The organism is Photobacterium sp. MCCC 1A19761 (genome assembly GCF_037389125.1).
GTDB lineage: Bacteria > Pseudomonadota > Gammaproteobacteria > Enterobacterales > Vibrionaceae > Photobacterium.
The window spans coordinates 75,505-92,921 of the sequence record NZ_JAZGTF010000033.1; the positions used below are offsets into that span (position 1 = coordinate 75,505).

16 protein-coding genes are annotated in these 17,417 nt (G+C 58.1%); 4 read left to right on the forward strand and 12 right to left on the reverse strand.

Going from position 1 to position 17,417, the window contains the following annotated elements; all coding sequences use genetic code 11:
* The first annotated feature begins 2 nt into the window (after positions 1-2).
* A complete protein-coding gene (gene hemX / locus VV869_RS21280) occupies positions 3-1,208 on the forward strand; it encodes a uroporphyrinogen-III C-methyltransferase (protein ID WP_337736951.1) in 1,206 nt (401 codons plus the stop codon).
* Positions 1,205-2,392: a heme biosynthesis HemY N-terminal domain-containing protein gene (locus VV869_RS21285; protein WP_337736952.1), complete on the forward strand. Its 1,188-nt coding sequence runs from the start codon at positions 1,205-1,207 to the stop codon at positions 2,390-2,392. Before hemX ends, VV869_RS21285 begins: the two co-directional genes overlap by 4 nt.
* A gap of 388 nt (positions 2,393-2,780) precedes the next feature.
* Here VV869_RS21285 and VV869_RS21290 read toward each other — a convergent pair whose 3' ends face one another.
* From VV869_RS21290 to VV869_RS21300, 3 genes are all read right to left on the reverse strand, one after another.
* Positions 2,781-3,200 (reverse strand): hypothetical protein, encoded by a 420-nt coding sequence (locus tag VV869_RS21290; protein WP_337736953.1) that lies wholly within the window; start codon positions 3,198-3,200, stop codon positions 2,781-2,783.
* A 76-nt stretch (positions 3,201-3,276) separates the two neighbouring features.
* Positions 3,277-4,047, reverse strand: coding sequence for a class I SAM-dependent methyltransferase (locus VV869_RS21295; protein ID WP_337736954.1), 771 nt, complete (start codon positions 4,045-4,047; stop codon positions 3,277-3,279).
* A 69-nt stretch (positions 4,048-4,116) separates the two neighbouring features.
* Positions 4,117-7,254 (reverse strand): EAL domain-containing protein, encoded by a 3,138-nt coding sequence (locus VV869_RS21300; RefSeq protein WP_337736955.1) that lies wholly within the window; start codon positions 7,252-7,254, stop codon positions 4,117-4,119.
* Between the two features lie 117 nt (positions 7,255-7,371).
* Here VV869_RS21300 and asnC point away from each other — a divergent pair, with 117 nt between their 5' ends.
* A complete protein-coding gene (gene asnC, locus VV869_RS21305; RefSeq protein ID WP_261601279.1) occupies positions 7,372-7,833 on the forward strand; it encodes a transcriptional regulator AsnC in 462 nt (153 codons plus the stop codon).
* A gap of 94 nt (positions 7,834-7,927) precedes the next feature.
* Here the strand turns inward: asnC and hemB are convergent, their stop codons facing one another.
* The 9 genes from hemB to rmuC all read right to left on the reverse strand — a co-directional run bounded on the left by hemB (position 7,928) and on the right by rmuC (position 16,055).
* Positions 7,928-8,986 (reverse strand): porphobilinogen synthase, encoded by a 1,059-nt coding sequence (hemB, locus tag VV869_RS21310; RefSeq protein WP_337736956.1) that lies wholly within the window; start codon positions 8,984-8,986, stop codon positions 7,928-7,930.
* A gap of 117 nt (positions 8,987-9,103) precedes the next feature.
* The gene (gene tatD / locus VV869_RS21315) at positions 9,104-9,883 is read right to left on the reverse strand and encodes a 3'-5' ssDNA/RNA exonuclease TatD (RefSeq protein ID WP_337736957.1); all 780 of its coding nucleotides are present in this window, start codon (positions 9,881-9,883) and stop codon (positions 9,104-9,106) included.
* An 84-nt stretch (positions 9,884-9,967) separates the two neighbouring features.
* A complete protein-coding gene (gene tatC / locus VV869_RS21320) occupies positions 9,968-10,735 on the reverse strand; it encodes a Sec-independent protein translocase subunit TatC (protein WP_337736958.1) in 768 nt (255 codons plus the stop codon).
* A 10-nt stretch (positions 10,736-10,745) separates the two neighbouring features.
* Entirely contained in the window at positions 10,746-11,093 is a 348-nt protein-coding gene (gene tatB / locus VV869_RS21325; RefSeq protein WP_261601283.1) for a Sec-independent protein translocase protein TatB, read from the reverse strand.
* A 3-nt stretch (positions 11,094-11,096) separates the two neighbouring features.
* Positions 11,097-11,342, reverse strand: a complete 246-nt coding sequence (gene tatA / locus VV869_RS21330; protein ID WP_337736959.1) for a Sec-independent protein translocase subunit TatA — start codon at positions 11,340-11,342, stop codon at positions 11,097-11,099.
* A gap of 66 nt (positions 11,343-11,408) precedes the next feature.
* The gene (gene ubiB / locus VV869_RS21335; RefSeq protein WP_337736967.1) at positions 11,409-13,043 is read right to left on the reverse strand and encodes a ubiquinone biosynthesis regulatory protein kinase UbiB; all 1,635 of its coding nucleotides are present in this window, start codon (positions 13,041-13,043) and stop codon (positions 11,409-11,411) included.
* Positions 13,043-13,654, reverse strand: a complete 612-nt coding sequence (locus VV869_RS21340) for a ubiquinone biosynthesis accessory factor UbiJ (protein ID WP_337736960.1) — start codon at positions 13,652-13,654, stop codon at positions 13,043-13,045. The genes ubiB and VV869_RS21340 overlap by 1 nt, the downstream gene beginning before the upstream one ends.
* Before the next feature lie 7 nt (positions 13,655-13,661).
* The gene (gene ubiE, locus VV869_RS21345) at positions 13,662-14,417 is read right to left on the reverse strand and encodes a bifunctional demethylmenaquinone methyltransferase/2-methoxy-6-polyprenyl-1,4-benzoquinol methylase UbiE (protein WP_337736961.1); all 756 of its coding nucleotides are present in this window, start codon (positions 14,415-14,417) and stop codon (positions 13,662-13,664) included.
* A 72-nt stretch (positions 14,418-14,489) separates the two neighbouring features.
* Positions 14,490-16,055: a DNA recombination protein RmuC gene (rmuC, locus tag VV869_RS21350; protein ID WP_337736962.1), complete on the reverse strand. Its 1,566-nt coding sequence runs from the start codon at positions 16,053-16,055 to the stop codon at positions 14,490-14,492.
* A gap of 267 nt (positions 16,056-16,322) precedes the next feature.
* Here rmuC and VV869_RS21355 point away from each other — a divergent pair, with 267 nt between their 5' ends.
* Positions 16,323-17,228 carry a DMT family transporter gene (locus VV869_RS21355; protein WP_337736963.1) on the forward strand — a complete coding sequence of 302 codons (906 nt, stop codon included), beginning with the start codon at positions 16,323-16,325 and terminating at the stop codon, positions 17,226-17,228.
* The last annotated feature ends 189 nt before the right edge of the window (positions 17,229-17,417 follow it).

Genomic DNA, 17,417 nt, shown 5'->3' on the forward strand with positions numbered 1-17,417 from the left:
GGATGACTGATAAAAAAACCAATAATGAAACCCCTGCAGATCGCAACCAGTCGGCAGCGGGAAAAACAACGGACAAACCAGGTCAAGCAAGTGCCCCAACCCAAGCACCTGACACCGGAGCCACCAAGGACAAGGCAGCTCAGGCGAAGACCCCACCCCCGGCCCAGCCTGCCGAGCCCAAGGGCGGCAACAAAATGGGCGCCATCGCCATTGCGCTGGTGATTGCCCTCGGTGCCGGCCTGTATTACCACGGCCACCAGCAAACCCTGACCCAGAACGCCAAAATGGCCGCCCTGGAGCTCCAGCTGGCCAATATGAAGAGCGAGCTGAAAGACAACATTTCATCCAGCCAGCAAGCGACCCTGAATAAAGTCGAAACCAGCTTGCAGCGCACCGATGTCTCGCTGTCGCAGCAAAACAAATCGATCACCAGCCTGCAGATGGCGCTGTCGGAAATGAAAGGCCGCCGTCCGAACGACTGGCTGCTGGCCGAAGCCGATTACCTGGTGAAAATGGCCGGGCGCAAACTCTGGCTGGAGCATGACACCGCCAGCGCGACCATTTTGCTCGAATCGGCCGATCACCGGATTGCCGAGCTGAACGACCCGAGCCTGACCCCGATCCGTGAAGCCATGCACAGCGATATCACGTCGCTGAAAGCCGTGGCCCGCATCGACCGCGACGGCCTGGTGCTGCGCCTGACCAGCCTGCAGGAAGCCGTACCGGCACTGCCGCTGGCCAATGCCGTGATGGCTGACGTGGTTCCGGAAGAGTCCGCGACCGTCTCGACCTCAGTCGATGACTGGAAAACCAACCTGATGACCTCGCTGAAAAACTTCAGCGAACACTTCGTGACGTACCGCACCCGGGACGGCAGCGTGATCCCGCTGCTGTCACCGAAGCAGGACTTCTACCTGCAGGAAAACATCAAGTCCAAGCTGGAAACCGCCATCAAGGCCGTGTACCGCGAGCAGGGCGATCTGTACCGCAAATCGCTGCTGATGGCCAAAGACTGGGCTGAGCAGTTCTACGATATGGAAGATCCAGCAGCCCAGAGCTTCGTCAACACGCTCCAGGCTCTGGCCCAGGAAACGGTGGAAGTCAGCTACCCGAACCAGCTGAAATCACAGCCGCTGCTGACCCAAGCCATCGGTGAGCGTGTGCGCCAGCAAGTGAAACCCCTGAGCACTGAGGAGAATCCGGCATGATCAAACTGTTACTCCTGGTGGCGGCCCTGATCGCCGGGATTGTCGCCGGACCGATGCTGGCCGGCAACCAAGGCTACGTGCTGATTTCCGTCGCTAACCAGACCCTGGAGATGAGCATCACAACCCTGATCCTGCTGGTAATTGTGCTGTTCGGACTGTTTTTCCTGCTGGAAACCCTGCTCAAACGCCTGCTGTCGCTGAGCAGCAGCACCCGCGGCTGGCTGAGCGGCCGAAAAACCCGTAACGCCCGCCGCCAGACCGCCGATGGGCTGGTGAAGGTGATCGAAGGGGACTGGAAACATGCTGAGAAACTGGTCGTCAAAGCAGCGAAATACAGTGATGCCCCGCTGCTGAACTATCTGGCAGCGGCCGAAGCCGCCCAGAGCCAGGGCGATACCAGCCAGCGTGACGAATACCTGCGCCTGGCCGCGGAAGTGGACAGCCAGAGCCTGGCCCTGGCCCTGACCCGCGCCAAGCTGCTATGCCGTCAGGAGCAGTACGAGCAAGCGGTCGCCACCTTGCAGGATCTTCGCCATGAGCACAGCCGCAACCCGGTGGTACTGAACTTGCTGAAAGCTTGCTACCTCAAGCTGGAAGACTGGAAACCACTGCTGGCCCTGCTGCCGCACCTGGAAAAACAGGGGCTGGTCGACGAGGCTGAAGCAGACCAACTGCGGATCAAAGCCGAGTGCGGCGTGATGAGCCATATCACCCAGCAACACGGCAGCGATGGCCTGATGGGGCACTGGAACAGCCTGAGCCGCAAGGACAAGCAACGTCCGGAGCTGATCGCCTGCTTCGTCAAACTGATGAGCAGCCACAGCGCCGACAGCGAAGCCTATACCGTGCTGCGGGATGCGCTGAAAAAGAGCAACGACGACGATCTGATCGAGCTGGTGCCGGCACTGAACCTGGCCGATTACCACCCGGCAATTGTCCGCCTGCAGGATCTGCTGCGCTATGACAGCAGCAACCCGAGCACCCACAGTGCGCTGGGTCAGCTGCTGATGCGTGAAGGCAAGTGGGAAGAAGCCAAAGCCCATTTCGAGAAAGCCATTGAGCTGCGCCCGAATGTGGAAGATTACGGCCACCTGGTCGAAGTGCTGGAAAAACTCAATGACAGCCAGGGTGCCGCGGACTTATCCCGTCAGGCCCTGACACTGGCATTACCCGCCAAAAGCTAACAAATGTACAACATAACATTTTGTCTCAAAAAGCACCCAGGCGGGTGCTTTTTTGTACTGATTTGTAAGGGAATATATTCCAAAATCCGATATATTGTATCCAAGTGTTAACAGCTATTTCATCTTATAACTGTCCCATTGCTAGCATAATGTAAAAGTTATTCAATACCGACTCTCATTGCTAACAGATGGATAACCAACTATGGATATGCTTCCTTGGTTAATCGTATCTGGCATCATCGTTTCTGTGATCACCTGTCTGATGACTGCGGTACTGATCAAAGAGTCGTAAGTTGCCTGTAAAAAAGGCCTCCATCTGTGGAGGCCTTTTTTTTAACCCAATCACACCGACTGTCCGGGCGTGTGTCTGACGTCTATCCGGGCGTGGCTACGCCAGCTTCACGGCGCGCTTGGCCTTGGCCAGCGCCTTCTCGTAACGCTTGACGGCCTTGGCTGCTTTCTTCAGCCGTTTATTTTTCTTCTTCGTCAGTTTCTTCAGTTTCTTGATCTGTTTTTTCCCCAGCGATACGGCCAGCTCTGCCGGTGCAGGCGCCGTATGCCCGTGAGACGAAGCCAGGACAAGCGCCGGTGACGCAACAACAGCGGCAGCCGGAACCGACTCCGGACGCGGCGCCTTCGAAGCCTGCTTAGGTAACTGCAACGAGCTGGGTTTACACAGGTATCCTTTCTCGCTGGCCGATCGGGCGCAACTGCGGCAGACAAACTTCGGCTCGCTGACGATCCGGCTAATCACCGCAAACTGATCGGCAATTTCTGCCCGGCGGTATTTACATAACGACTTTGCCATCCCTGATGACTTCCTCATTCAAATCAAACTGATGCCCTGCCCGGATTATCACCGCCGCGCTGTCGGTGGCAAAGCATTATTTCATGGCCGCGATCACATAGACATCAAAGCGATTTTTCTTGGTTTCAATTGCCGTGGACGGCACCAGACCCGCCAGGTATTCGGCATAGTCCGGACGCTTGACCACCACCCGTTTGGTCGCCAGCGCCAGCGCCGGGGCCAGCAAGGCATCCGCGTCATCATCCGCCCCGACCAGGGTCTGAAACACCCGCATTTCTTTCTTCACCAATGCCGATTTTTTCTTATGCGGATACATGGGATCAAGATACACCACATCCGGCGCGGCGAAGTCCGGATCCTGCGCCAGCATGGCCAGGGCGTCCTGGCTGGAGGCATGCGACAGGCTCAGCCGCTCGCACACCCAGGAACCAATTTCCGGATCCTGCTGGGCCCGGTGCAACCCGTCTTCCAACAATGCCGCCACCACCGGATTCCGTTCGACCATATGCACCCGGCAGCCAAGCGAAGCCAGCACAAAGGCATCCCGCCCGAGTCCGGCAGTGCCGTCCACCACCGATGGCGTCACCCCGCCCTTCAGGCCGACCGCTTTGGCAATCGCCTGGCCCCGGCCGCCGCCGAATTTGCGCCGGTGAGCAGCCGCGCCCCCGGCAAGATCGACATACACGGCCCCGAGCTTGGGCTCATCCCGTTTGTGCAGCTCCAGCCGCTCGGCCGTGAGCACCAGCGCAAAATTGCTGTCCGGATCATGGCGCAGTCCCCAGCGTTGGGCGAGGGCGTCCAGCGCAGGCTGGCGATCAGGGGTTTCACAAATTAAAGCTAGTTGCACTGCAATCTCCGGTGTTTGGTTAAGGCTTCTGGTCAGCGCGCTCTGTTCTGCGCTGAGGCCGGGAGCGGATTATAGCACTGCCGCCGAGCGTTGGTGCAACTGGCTGACCAACGCCGCCAACGGCTGCGGCTTGCCAAACAGATATCCCTGGGCATAGTCGACGCCCAGCGTGTCGAGCCGGGCCAGGATCGCCTCGTTTTCGACAAACTCCGCGACCGTTTGTTTACCCATTTTCTTGGCCAGGCCGTTAATGGCCTGCACCATGGCAAAGTCCATGTCATCTTCGAGGATGTCACGTACAAACATGCCGTCGATCTTGATGATGTCGACCGGCATGCGTTTGAGATAACCGAACGAAGACAACCCGGAGCCGAAGTCATCCAGCGAGATCAGGCAGCCCAGCGCTTTAAGCTGGGTAAACAGGTTAATGGCCTCGCTGAGGTTGCTGATCGCTGCCGTCTCGGTGATCTCCAGGCAAATTTTGCCGGGGGGCAACCCGCAGGTGCGGATTTTTTCAATCAGGAACCCGACAAACTCGCGATTACCCATCGACTGGCCCGACAGGTTGATCGCACAACGCGCCAGCGAGTCGACCGCCGCCGGATGCGCCACCAGCCAGTCCAGCGTGGCATTGACCACATAACGGTCAATCAGGTGGGCCAGGTGATAGCGCTCGGCAGCCGGCATAAACAACCCGGGCGACACCATCTCCCCCTGGCTGTCACGGATCCGAACCAGGATTTCATAATAATGGGCATCCTGCGCCCCGCTCAGCGGTACGATCTGCTGCGCGTGCAGCTCCAGCCGATCTTCGGCCAGCGCCTTGCGGATCAGGGTGACGCACTCCATCTCCAGCTCCCGGCGTTTGAGCTCCTCATCATCCGGATGGTAGAGATGCAGCCGGTTGCGCCCTTCTTCTTTGGCGGCATAACAGGCGGTGTCGGCCTGGGCATGCACCTGCTGGGTCGATCCGGCGGTGTCGTCAATCAACCGCAGGCCAATCGAGCAGCTGAAGCTGAACCGGGTGTTTTGCCAGTAAAATTCGGCTTTATCCAACGACTGGAGGATCTGCTCGCCCAGCGCCAGCGCTTCGGTCGCGTGACAGTGAAAGAGCACAATGGCAAACTCATCGCCGCCGAGGCGCGACAACACGGATTTCTCCGGCAAAATGCTGCGCAGCAACAAGGCGACCTGCTTCAACGCTTCGTCCCCGGCGGCGTGACCGGCGGTGTCGTTGATCACCCGGAACTGATCCAGGTCGATATAGAACATCGCATGGTGGGTCCCGTGCTCCCGGGCCTGCTGCAGTACCCGCTCCAGCTGCTGCTCAAAATAGTTGCGGTTGTAGAGATCGGTCAGGTGGTCGTGGTTGGCCCGGTATTCCAGCTCCGCTTCCAATGCCCGGGTCGAGGAAATATCTTCCCCGACCAGCAGCAACTGCCGCTTGGACTCGGTCGGGCGAATGGTCTCCCGGATCCAGACCGTGCGGCCATCGGCGCAACGATAGCGCAACTGGCGACGCCAGACCTGTTGGGCGTCACTCTCGCACGCACCGGCAATGAACTGCTGCGGCAAGGGCACCTCATCATGGTAGAAGTCGGTCACCTTGTGACCCAGCAGCTGGCGCTTGTCGTAACCGAGCAGCTCCGCGGCAAACTGATTCACCGACTGGATCCGGGACTGGCTATCGATGGCCAGCAAAATGACCGGCTGCTGCTCGTAGAGCAGCCGGTAGCTGACTTCCCGCTCGCGCAGCTTCTCTTCCATCTGATGACGGGACGTAACGTCCCGGGCTTCAAACAGCAGCTGTTCATGCGCGCCGACGGAGGCCGGCATACGCTTCATCGCCAGATCCAACACCCGGCGGCCGTCTTCCTGGCTCTGGATTTCCACTTCCATCCGGATCCGCTGATCGGCCCAGGCCGACTGAAAGCCCTGACTCAACCGGGTGGCGGTTTCCTGATCCCAACAATGCCAGCGCCAGATCGCGCGGTCATATTTCATCGCCGCGCGTCCCACCAGCTGCTGCAATGCCAGGTTGCCGGAGAGCAGCTTGCCGCCGTCATCGAGGATCCCGATAAACTGGAAACTCTGATCAAACACCCCTTCGAACTGGGCCCGGCTTTGCTGCAGCTTGGCCTCACTTTTGCGCAGCCGGCGAATAAACAGGCTGAGAAACACAATAATCGCGGCCATCACCACCAGCACCGCGGCCATGATCCGCAGTTCCCGGTTATAACGCTCATACCAGCTCAGGGGCTTGTTCAGCACCACCCCGGCTTCCGGCTCAATCAGGCCCCATTTCTGAAGGGCCTGATGGTTGAACGTCGCCTGGTTGGCACTGGAAATAAAATAGGGATAGGTTTGGATATCTCCCCGTACGATCCGCAACAACAGCTCGCCGACCTGACGCCCCTTGGACAAGCCGCCCCCCAGCATGCCGCCCACCGCGCCATGCTCAAGCAACTGGCTGTACGACGAGTACACCGGGGCGTTCGCATGTTTCACCAGAGTCTGGATGAAGGGGACATTGTCCATGTAATGCCCTTCACTATCGATGAAATAACTGAGGTACAACAAGGCAGAATGCGCCGGCAACTGCGCCGACCGGACAAAAATATCCCCAAAGCGGCTCTGACTGATACGGTGGACAGTCAGGTTGGACGGGTGTGTCGCCACATACTCAGCAATCCCCCGCCACATCGCATTGCCGGTATAGGTACTGTCGGCCAGCACATAGATATGTTGCAGGTCCGGCTGGAGCGACAGGGCCAGGGCGATGTTATCCGACGGCTCGGTGATATCCAGCACCCCGGCCACCTTGCTGAGCCGGGCATGCCGGGCCGGGGCGTAGTCGTCGATGCCGGTCATGATGACCGGCGTGTCACCGACCTCCTCCGCCAACTCGTTGACCAGCCACAGCGCATGGTCATCCGTCACCACAATGGCCTTGTAGGTCTCCCGGCTCAGCTTAGTGCGGTAGATATCCAGCAACTCCTGCAGGTAGCTTGCCGACTGGTAGCGCTTACTGTCCATGTAGCTCACCTGGAGCGACACGCCGTGTGGCCGGGCCACGGCATCAATCCCGTCCTGCAGGGCATCCGTCCAGCCCATCCCCCGGTGGTAAGAATGGATCACCAACGTCTCTTTCTCATAGGCCAGCACAGGTGCCGCCAGCAGTACCATCAAAAAAGCAATAAAGCGCATAAGCTGTCAGGGTTCCTGTGGGTCAACGTTCGCACCAGGACGGATTTCAGTCGCGACGAGAAGTCGCACAGTATAAGATATGACCGGTATCGGATAAACAACAGACACAGGAAAACCATGACCCAGCCGCCACGGATTGATGACTTAGACCGCGATATTCTCAATGCGCTGATGAACGATGCCCGGATCCCTTATGCCGAAATGGCGAAGCGCTTTCAGGTCAGCCCGGCGACGGTTCACGTCCGGGTCGAAAAGATGCGTGCCGCCAACATCATTACCGGCACGGAAGTGGTGATCAATCCCAAATTGCTCGGCTATGACGTGTGCTGCTTTATCGGCATCAACCTCAATGCCGCCCGGGATTACCACTCCGCCCTGGCCAAGCTCAACGAGCTCGATGAAGTCGTGGAGGCCTACTACACCACCGGGGCGTACAATATTTTCGTCAAGCTGATGTGCAAGTCGATCGAAGAGCTGCAATATGTGCTGATCGACAAACTCCAGGCCATTGACGAAGTGCAATCCACGGAAACCCTGATTTCGCTGCAAAACCCGATCAACCGCAACGTCAAACCCTGATCGCCGCAGCCCCGCCAGCAACCTGCTGCGGCACCGCAGAGACAAAAAAAGGGTTGATGCCGCAACATCAACCCTGGTTCTGATCCCGCTCGCCTTACTCGGCGTTGTCACCATTCTCATCAAGCGCGGCCTTGCGCGCAGCACCTTCTTCGGCCAGCCACTCGGCAACCGGCTTGGCAAAGTAAGTCAGAATGCCGTCTGCCCCAGCGCGCTTAAAGCACAGCAGGGATTCCATCACGGTTTCACGTTCTTTCAGCCAGCCATTCTGGATTGCCGCCATGTGCATCGCGTACTCGCCCGACACCTGATAGGCAAAGGTCGGCACCTGCAGCTCGGTCTTCACCCGGCGCACCACGTCCAGATACGGCATGCCCGGCTTGACCATCACCATATCGGCCCCTTCATTGATATCCATCGCCACTTCATGCAGCGCTTCATCGCTGTTGGCCGGATCCATCTGATAGGTCTTCTTGTCACCGCCTTTGAGGTTCGCCGCTGAGCCGACTGCATCACGGAACGGACCATAGTAGTGCGAGGCATACTTGGCTGAGTAGGCCATGATTTGGGTATGAATGTGGCCCGCTTCTTCCAGCGCAGCACGGATCGCCCCAATGCGGCCGTCCATCATGTCTGACGGCGCCACGATATCGGCCCCGGCTTCGGCATGGGACAACGCCTGCTTGATCAGCACCTCGGTAGTCACGTCGTTCATCACGTACCCGTCGTCATCAATGATGCCGTCCTGGCCATGGGTGGTGAACGGGTCCAGCGCCACATCGGTGATCACGCCCATTTGCGGCACATGCTCTTTCAGCAGGCGCACAGCACGCTGCACCAGACCTTCCGGGTTATGGGCCTCGGCGGCACACACGCTCTTGAAGTCCTGGGAAACGACCGGGAACAAGGCAATCGCCGGCACTCCCAGCTTGGCCAGGTACTCGGCTTCCAGCAACATCAGGTCGATCGACAGACGTTCCACGCCCGGCATGGATTCCACGGCTTCGCGACGGTTTTTGCCCATCAGGATAAACATCGGATAGATCAAATCATCGACTGAGATCTGGTTTTCAGCGATCAGGCGGCGAGTGAACTCATGCTTACGAATACGACGCATACGGCGTGCCGGAAACGCGCCCTGAATAGATACTGACACTGCATACTCCTTCATGGTTGGTTCGCTGGTACGGCGAGGGGCTCGCAGCCTGGCTGCACCTGCATCGCGCCCAGCGGAATTTGCTCGATCATACCACCGTCGGCCCACTTTCGGAGGTCAGATGGCGAAAAATGCCTTGGTTGTCGCACAAGATTGTTTCATCACAGTCGCTGCGTCCTGCCCCCGGCACTCGGCGATCACCCCGGCGATATGCGGCAGAAACTTCGGCTCATTGCGGCTGGATTTCGGCTTCGGGCGATAGTCCCGCGGCAACAGATACGGGCAGTCGGTTTCGATCATCAGCCGCGCATCGGGGATCAGCCCGACCAGCGCCCGCAGTTCAGTGCCGCGGCGCTCATCACAGACCCAGCCGGTGATGCCGATGTGCAGATCCAAATCCAGGCACTCCCGAAGCTCGGCTTCGCTGCCGGTAAAGCAGTGCAGCACCGCTGCCGGCAGCTGGTCGCGCCAGGGTTTGAGGATCTCAACAAACCGCGTATGGGCATCCCGGCAGTGCATGAACACCGGCATGTTCAATTCAGCGGCCAGTGCCAGCTGGGCTTCAAACACCGCTTCCTGCTGCGGTCGCGGCGAGAAGTCGCGGTTGAAATCCAGTCCGCATTCGCCCACGGCCACCACCGCCGGCTCGCCCGCCAACGTCCGGATCTCCGGCAGAGTCAGGTCGGCCACGGTTTTGGCATCATGCGGATGCACCCCGGCGGTACTGTAGCAGTACCCCGGCCACTGCCGGGCCAGTGCCAGCGCGTCACGGCTTTCTGCAAGGCTGGTCCCGGTCAGGATCAGCCCTTCGACCCCGGCCGCCTGCGCGCGGGCCACCACATCGTCCCGATCTTTATCAAACCGGCTATTGGTCAGGTTCACCCCGATATCAATCATGCTGTGTTATCCGTGTTCTGTTCATCCGGGGCCATTTTGCCATAAAAAAACCGGCCGGAGCCGGTTCTTATCAAACGTTCGCGATTAATCGCCGTCGCGCCCGGCCGTTTCGGTTTCGTCTTCTTCTGCTTCTTCCCGGACATAAAAACGGGCGCAGAACAGGCCAACTTCAAACAGCAGGCACATCGGAACAGCCAACAACGTCTGGGAAATAATATCCGGCGGGGTTAGCATCATCCCGACCACAAAGGCGCCCACAATAATGTACGGACGCTTCTGGCGCAGGCTTTGCGGATCGGTCGCACCAGTCCAGCACAGCAGGATAATGGCCACCGGGATCTCAAAGGCAATCCCGAACGCCAGGAACAGGGCCAGCACAAAATCAAGGTAACTGGCGATGTCCGTTGCCACCTGCACCCCTTCCGGGGCGATACTGGTAAAGAAGCTGAAGACCAGCGGGAACACGACAAAGTAGGCAAAAGCAACCCCGGCGTAGAACAGCAGCGAGCTGGAGAACAGCAGCGGCATGATCAACCGGCGTTCATGCTTGTACAGTCCCGGTGCGATAAAAGCCCAGACCTGATACAGGATCATCGGCACCGCGACAAACACGGACGTCACCAGGGTCAGCTTGATCGGCGTAAAGAAGGGGGAGGCCACATCGGTCGCAATCATGCTGGCTCCTTCCGGCAATCGCTCCACCAGCGGCGCCGACAGGAAAGCATAAATATCGTTGGCGAACCACACCAACCCCAGAAAGACCAGGAAGACACTCAGAATAGAGCGCAGCAGCCGATTCCGCAGCTCGATCAAATGGCTGAACAACGGTTGCGTTTCTTCAACGGTAGACATAGCGATGTAATTAATCCTGCTTATGAGAAGTGGTTGCTGAGGCTCGCTCGTTGTTGTCTGCTTTATCGGCATACGGGCGCTGTACATCGGCAGCGGCCTGCTTGAGTTCTTCCACCGAATTACGCAGTTCCGGTGACAGATCTTTCATGCCCATTTGCTCTGCTTTTCTCAGATTTTCCTGCAACTCCTGGATTTTCATCTCCTGGGACAGTTCATCCTTGACCGCATTCGCCATATTCCGAGCAGCGCCTACCCAGCGCGATACCGAACGGATCGCGACAGGCAGACGTTCCGGCCCCAGTACGACCAATCCCACCACGGAGATCAGTATTAACTCCCAGAACCCGATATCAAACACGTGTTAAACCTGCTCTTTATCTTTCTGGCTCTTCTGAGCCTGCTCACCCTGACCGTCGGCCAGTTTCTTCTGCTCGAAATCCGCATCTGCATCTTTCTTGGCAGCCGGCTCCTCATCACCGATGGCTTTTTTGAACCCTTTGACTGCCGAACCGAGATCGCCGCCCAACGAGCGCAGCTTCTTGGTGCCGAACAGCAGCACAATGATCAGTGCAATGATGAGCAATTGCCAGATACTAATACCACCCATGCTTGTTTTACCTCAGCTAATTATGGTTGATCACAAAATGATATATATTAAAGCCTACTTTAACCGCTATTTGCGACAAGCACGCCATCCGAGTAACCAAAACGTGACCCCTGTTACGGCTGAAAGCGCCGGATAAGTTTCAATCTGATTACTAAAAAGTATGGCAGAACATACAACCAGGGTCGCACCAATGCCAAAATAGAATCTCGCCTGACCCTGATAACGCCGACTGGACATGAAATTGTCGTACAGGGTATCAATTCGCTGATTCAATGCATTGCCCTGGCGCAAACTATCGTAAATGAGTTCCGGCAATTCCGGTAATTTCTCCGCCCAGAACGGCGCCCGGTTCTTGACCCCTTCGATCACGGCCTGCGGCCCGACCTGACGCGACATCCAGTCTTCCAGAAACGGCTTGGCAGTCACCCACAGATCCAGCTGCGGATACAGCTGTCGGCCCAACCCTTCAACGTAAAGCAGGGTTTTCTGCAGCAGCACCAGCTGCGGCTGCACTTCCATATGAAAGCGGCGCGCGGTATTAAACAGGTTCAGCAACACATGGCCGAACGAAATTTCCGCCAGCGGCTTTTCGAAGATCGGCTCGCACACCGTGCGGATCGCGAATTCAAAATCATCGATATTGGTGTTTTTCGGCACCCAGCCCGAATCCACATGCAGCTCCGCCACCTTGCGGTAGTCGCGGTGGAAAAACGCCAGCAGGTTCTCGGCCAGGTAGCGCTTGTCTTCGCGGTTCAATGTCCCGACGATGCCGCAGTCGAGGGCAATCCACTGCGGATTTTGCGGGTTTTTCCGCGAGACAAAAATATTGCCCGGGTGCATGTCGGCATGGAAAAAGCTGTCGCGGAACACCTGAGTGAAAAAGACCGTCACCGCATTTTCCGACAACACTTTCAGATCCGTGCCGTTCGCCACCAGCGCGTCGATATCCGACACCTGAATGCCGTAAATCCGCTCCATCACCAGCAGCCGCTCGCTGCTGAGATCCGAGTAGACTTCCGGCACATACAGCATGTCGCTGCCTTCAAAATTGCGCCGCAACTGGATCCCGTTGGCCGCTTCGCGCATCAGGTTCAGCTCATCGAGCAAGGTGCGCTCATATTCGCGGACCACTTCCACCGGACGCAACCGGCGCGCTTCAGGCCAGGCCCGGGCAACAATCCGGGCCATCCGGTACATCAGTTTAATGTCAGCCTGGATCACCGGCAGGATGTCCGGGCGGATCACCTTGAGCACCACTTCGCGCCCGTCGGATTTCAGGGTCGCCGTATGGACCTGGGCAATCGACGCCGAGGCCAGCGGAGTTTCATCAAAGTCATCGAACCAGGTTTCCAGCGGCCCGCCCAGCGACTCTTCCATCTGCTGCTTGGCCAGCTTGCCGTCAAACGGGGCCACCTGATCCTGCAACATCGCCAGCTGATCGGCGATATGCGGCGGAAACAGATCGCGCCGGGTCGACATCATCTGACCAAACTTGATCCAGACCGGTCCCAGCTCCTGCAAGGCGAGGCGCAGGCGCACGCCCAGGGGCTGATCGGCATATTCGTTCTTCATCCAGAACAGCGACTTGCGCATCATCTTGGGCAGCTTAACCCGCGGATCATCGGGCAGGAAATCATCCAGTCCGTAGCGCAGCTTCACCGCCGTGATCTGATAGAGACGCTTGAATTCCGACGACGTCATCATACTGCAGCGCGCTCCAGGATCTGGTTCAGGCGCGACTCGAGCCGGGCCACATCGGTGCGCAGATCATCGACCTGATCGGCAAAATATGCCACTTCCAGCGCCTGCGGCGCCAGTCGCCACTCTTCGGTAATGACTTCGGCCAGATCCCGCTGACGACGCTCGGCGCCGCGGCGAAGGGTCTCGACGCCGTTTTTGAACCCGCTGACGACCGTGTGGGCCACGATATCACCGGTATATTGCGATAATATTTCGGCGACATCCGGCTTTAAGCCACTGAGAAGAGAGGAAAATTGCTGAGCCAACTGAATATCGCCATCCAGTGAAAGCTTATCGGCCTTGATCAGCTGGGTCAGGTTAGCCTGCTGGCGCAGCTCCGGCAGCACACTGAGGTTGAGTGCCAGACGGCAGTCCACGTCTCCTTCATAAGCCGCCAGCACATCAATCTGCTGGCTGAAGATGAAAATCAGCTGCTTGTTGAATTCATTCAGGGTCACACTGATCGCTTTACCGCGCAGGCGGGCCAGACGACGCTGGCTGTCAGCATCGTCTTTGAGCAGCGCGTTGAGTGAGGTTTCAATGGCGCCGGTTACAAGAGCATCGATGGGCATAATATCCTCAGAATTTGTAGCCACGGTGCAGCGCGACAATCCCGCCGGTCAGGTTGTAGTAACGGGTCTGTTCAAAGCCGGCATCCTGCATCATGCCTTCCAGGGTGTCCTGATCCGGATGCATACGGATTGATTCGGCCAGATAGCGGTAACTGTCGGCATCGTTGGCGATCAGCTCGCCCATTTTCGGCAACAGGTGGAACGAATAGGCGTCGTAGATTTTGGACAACGGCGCGAAGACCGGCTTGGAAAATTCCAGCACCAGCAGGCGGCCGCCCGGCTTGAGCACCCGGAACATCGAGCGCAGGGCTTTGTCTTTATCCGTCACGTTACGCAGGCAGAAACTGATGGTAATACAGTCGAAATAATCATCCGGGAACGGCAGCTCTTCGGCATTGGCCTGCACATAACTGATATTGCCGACAATGCCGTTGTCCCGCATCTTGCTGCGGCCAACCTTGAGCATCGAGTTATTGATATCCGCCAGGACCACCTGTCCTTCATCGCCGACCATGCGCGAGAACTTGGCCGCCAGGTCGCCGGTACCACCGCCCAGATCCAGAACACGCTGGCCACGACGCACACCACTACAATCAATCGTAAACCGCTTCCACACCCGATGGATGCCCATCGACATCAGGTCATTCATGATGTCGTACTTGGTCGCAACCGAGTGGAAAACTTCTGCAACCAGCTCCGCTTTTTCATCCTTGGCCACGGTGCGATAGCCAAAATGGGTTTTATCTTGTGTCGTGTCCGTCATGCTATTTCCGTCATGCTAACTCTCTGTATTGATCGGCTTAGTGTACTTGATGGCTGCGATTTGCTCAAAGCACTACGACAAATCATTTACTGCCGATGTGGCCGCGATCCGCTCCATCGCGGCGTCCGGCGATACCGGTGCCGCCCGCTCCCGCGCGAGCGTTGCCAAAGACTGCTCGGCCAGCGCCGGATTAATGTCCCGTTTCACTTCGACCCCCAGCGCCTTGAAACTCTCCGCCTGGCGGATCACATTGCCCCGGCCGTGCACCAGTTTGTTCATCGCGCCCTGGTAGCTCTGGCTGGCTTTATCCAGCGAGGCACCGACCGCCTCCATATCGCAGACGAACAAGCGCAGCTTGTCGTACAACTTCCCGGCCCGCTCGGCGATCTGTTTGGCATTCTGGTTCTGGCGCTCGTTGCGCCACAGGTTATTGATGGTGCGCAGCGCCACCAGCAAGGTGGTCGGGCTGACCAGCATGATATTCTGCTCCATTGCATCGCGGATCAGCGACGGGTCGGCTTCCACCGCCGCCTGGAAGGCCGGTTCAACCGGGATGAACATCAGCACATAGTCGAGGCTGCGAATGCCGTGCAGTTGATGGTAGTCTTTACGACTCAGGCCTCGGATATGGCTGCGGATTGAGGCGATATGCTCGCTCATCGCCAGCTCCTGCTCCGCCACGGTGTCAGCATTGAAAAAGCGCTCGTAGGCGATCAGCGACATCTTGGCATCGATCACCACCTCTTTTTCCTGCGGCAGGTGGACCACCACATCCGGCTGATAGCGCTTGCCTTCTTCGTTTTCCAGGCTGATCTGGGTCTGGTACTCGTGACCCTCCCGCAGTCCCGATTCGGTCAGTACCCGCGCCAGTACGACTTCGCCCCAGTTGCCCTGGGCCTTATTGTCCCCTTTCAGAGCCTGGGTCAGGTTGACGGCTTCGCGCGCCATCTGCTCATTGAGCTGCTTGAGGTTGTTGATCTCATGCACCAGAGTATGGCGCTCGCGCGCTTCCTGGCTGAAGTTGTCGTTGACTTGTTTTTTGAATCCTTCCAGCTGCTCGCGCAGCGGGCCGAGCAGGGTCGCCAGGCTGAGCTTGTTCTGCTCATCAACACTGCGGCTCTTTTGCTCAAACAACCGATTGGCCAGGCTTTCAAACTGCACCCGCAGCCGCTCTTCGGCATTTTCCAGCAGCGCGATTTTCTCATCGGCGGCTTTTTGCTCTTCAAAATGGCGCGCTTCCTGCTCGCGCAGATCAGCTTCCAGCCCGGCATTGGCCATCCGGGCATTGTCCAGTTGCTCGCTCAGGTACTGTTTCTCGTTTTTCACCGCCTCAAAGTGGCGCATTTTCTCCAGCGCCGCGGCCAACCGGGCGTGCATCTGACGCAACTCAGAGGTCAGGCGATCCCGCTCAACATCCAGCTCGTCGAGATCCTGGTTGCGCTCGGCCAGTTGGGCATTAAGGTATTCTTCCCGGCTCTGCGCCAGGCGCAGATCCGCCTCACTCTGCTGCTGGTACAGCGCCTGTTGCTGCGCCATGCGCCCTTTCATCCACAACCCCGTGATCACGCTGGCGACCGTTGCCCCCATCAGGGCAGCGACCACGGCCAGCCCGGTCCCTGTAAGCCACTCAGTTATCATTGATACCCAACCTTTATGACGCCAATTCAGCGCGGCCTGTCAGCACCGCGCCTGTTCTGTTTCAAGGGCTACAGGCTAAGTGGATACTGGATAAATGTCCAGCCGTGTTCCGCATCCAGCGCCCTTGTGTGACGTCACCGACGTGCCCGTCACCCGCCCGCCGCAAAGGCTTTCCGCCCGGATGGCTATCGCATACACTGGCGGCCCGGATACGACAAATAACCGAGCTGCGCGGTAAATCCCCAGCAGCCGATGGACAAGGAAGTTATGAAGAACGAACGCCTCGCGCTGAGCTACGGGCTGACGGCCGTCCTGCTGTGGTCGACCGTCGCCACCGCCTTTAAGATCACCCTGAGCTATTTCACCCCGCTGCAAATGCTGGCGGCTGCCAGTGCCGTCTCCGTGCTGGCGCTGACCGCCATCGCCTTGTATCAGGGCAAACTTCACCTGCTCGGACGCACCTTTCGCTCCCGCCCCGGCTATTATCTGCTGCTGGGACTGATCAACCCGCTGGCCTATTACCTGATCCTGTTCCAGGCCTATGCACTGCTGCCCGCCTCGCTGGCCCAGCCGCTCAACTACAGCTGGGCGATCACCCTGACCCTGATGGCCGCCGTGTTCCTCGGCCAGACCATCCGCCGCCAGGACTGGATTGCCTGCGGATTCGGCTACCTGGGCGTGGTGGTGATTGCCACTCAGGGGAACCTGCTGGCGCTGGATTTTGACAGCCCGCTCGGGGTGGGGCTGGCGCTATTCTCGACCCTACTCTGGGCGATGTACTGGATCCTCAATACCCGTAACCAGGCCGATCCGGTGATCAGTGTGCTGCTCGGATTCCTGATCTCACTGCCGATCTCCGTCGGCGCCAGCCTCGCCGTTGACGGCTGGCCGGATGCGCCCTGGCAAGGCTGGGCGGCAGTCAGTTATGTCGGCCTGTTTGAAATGGGGATCACCTTCGTGCTGTGGATCAATGCGCTGAAGCTGACCGAGAATACGGCGCGGATCAGTAACCTGATCTTTATCGCGCCTTTCATCTCTCTGATGCTGCTGGCCACCATCATTGGCGAGTCAATTCATCCCGCCACCCTGATCGGCCTGGTGATGATTATCTGCGGCCTGCTGATCCAGCAGTGGAAAGGCAAATCGCGCCCGGCGGCAGATTCTTCCTGCTAACGCCACGCCCGTTCACCAAATCCCCCCTCCCCAAAAAAAAAGCAAAAAAAAAAAGCAAAAAAAAGCCTGCCACATCGTGGCAGGCAAGCGAGATTGGGTTGTCGAGACCCCGCGCCTTTAAAGGGTAAAGACGTCTTATTATTCAGAAAACTTCAGAGAAATTGCGTTCATCGGTGCGCCGCGCGGCAT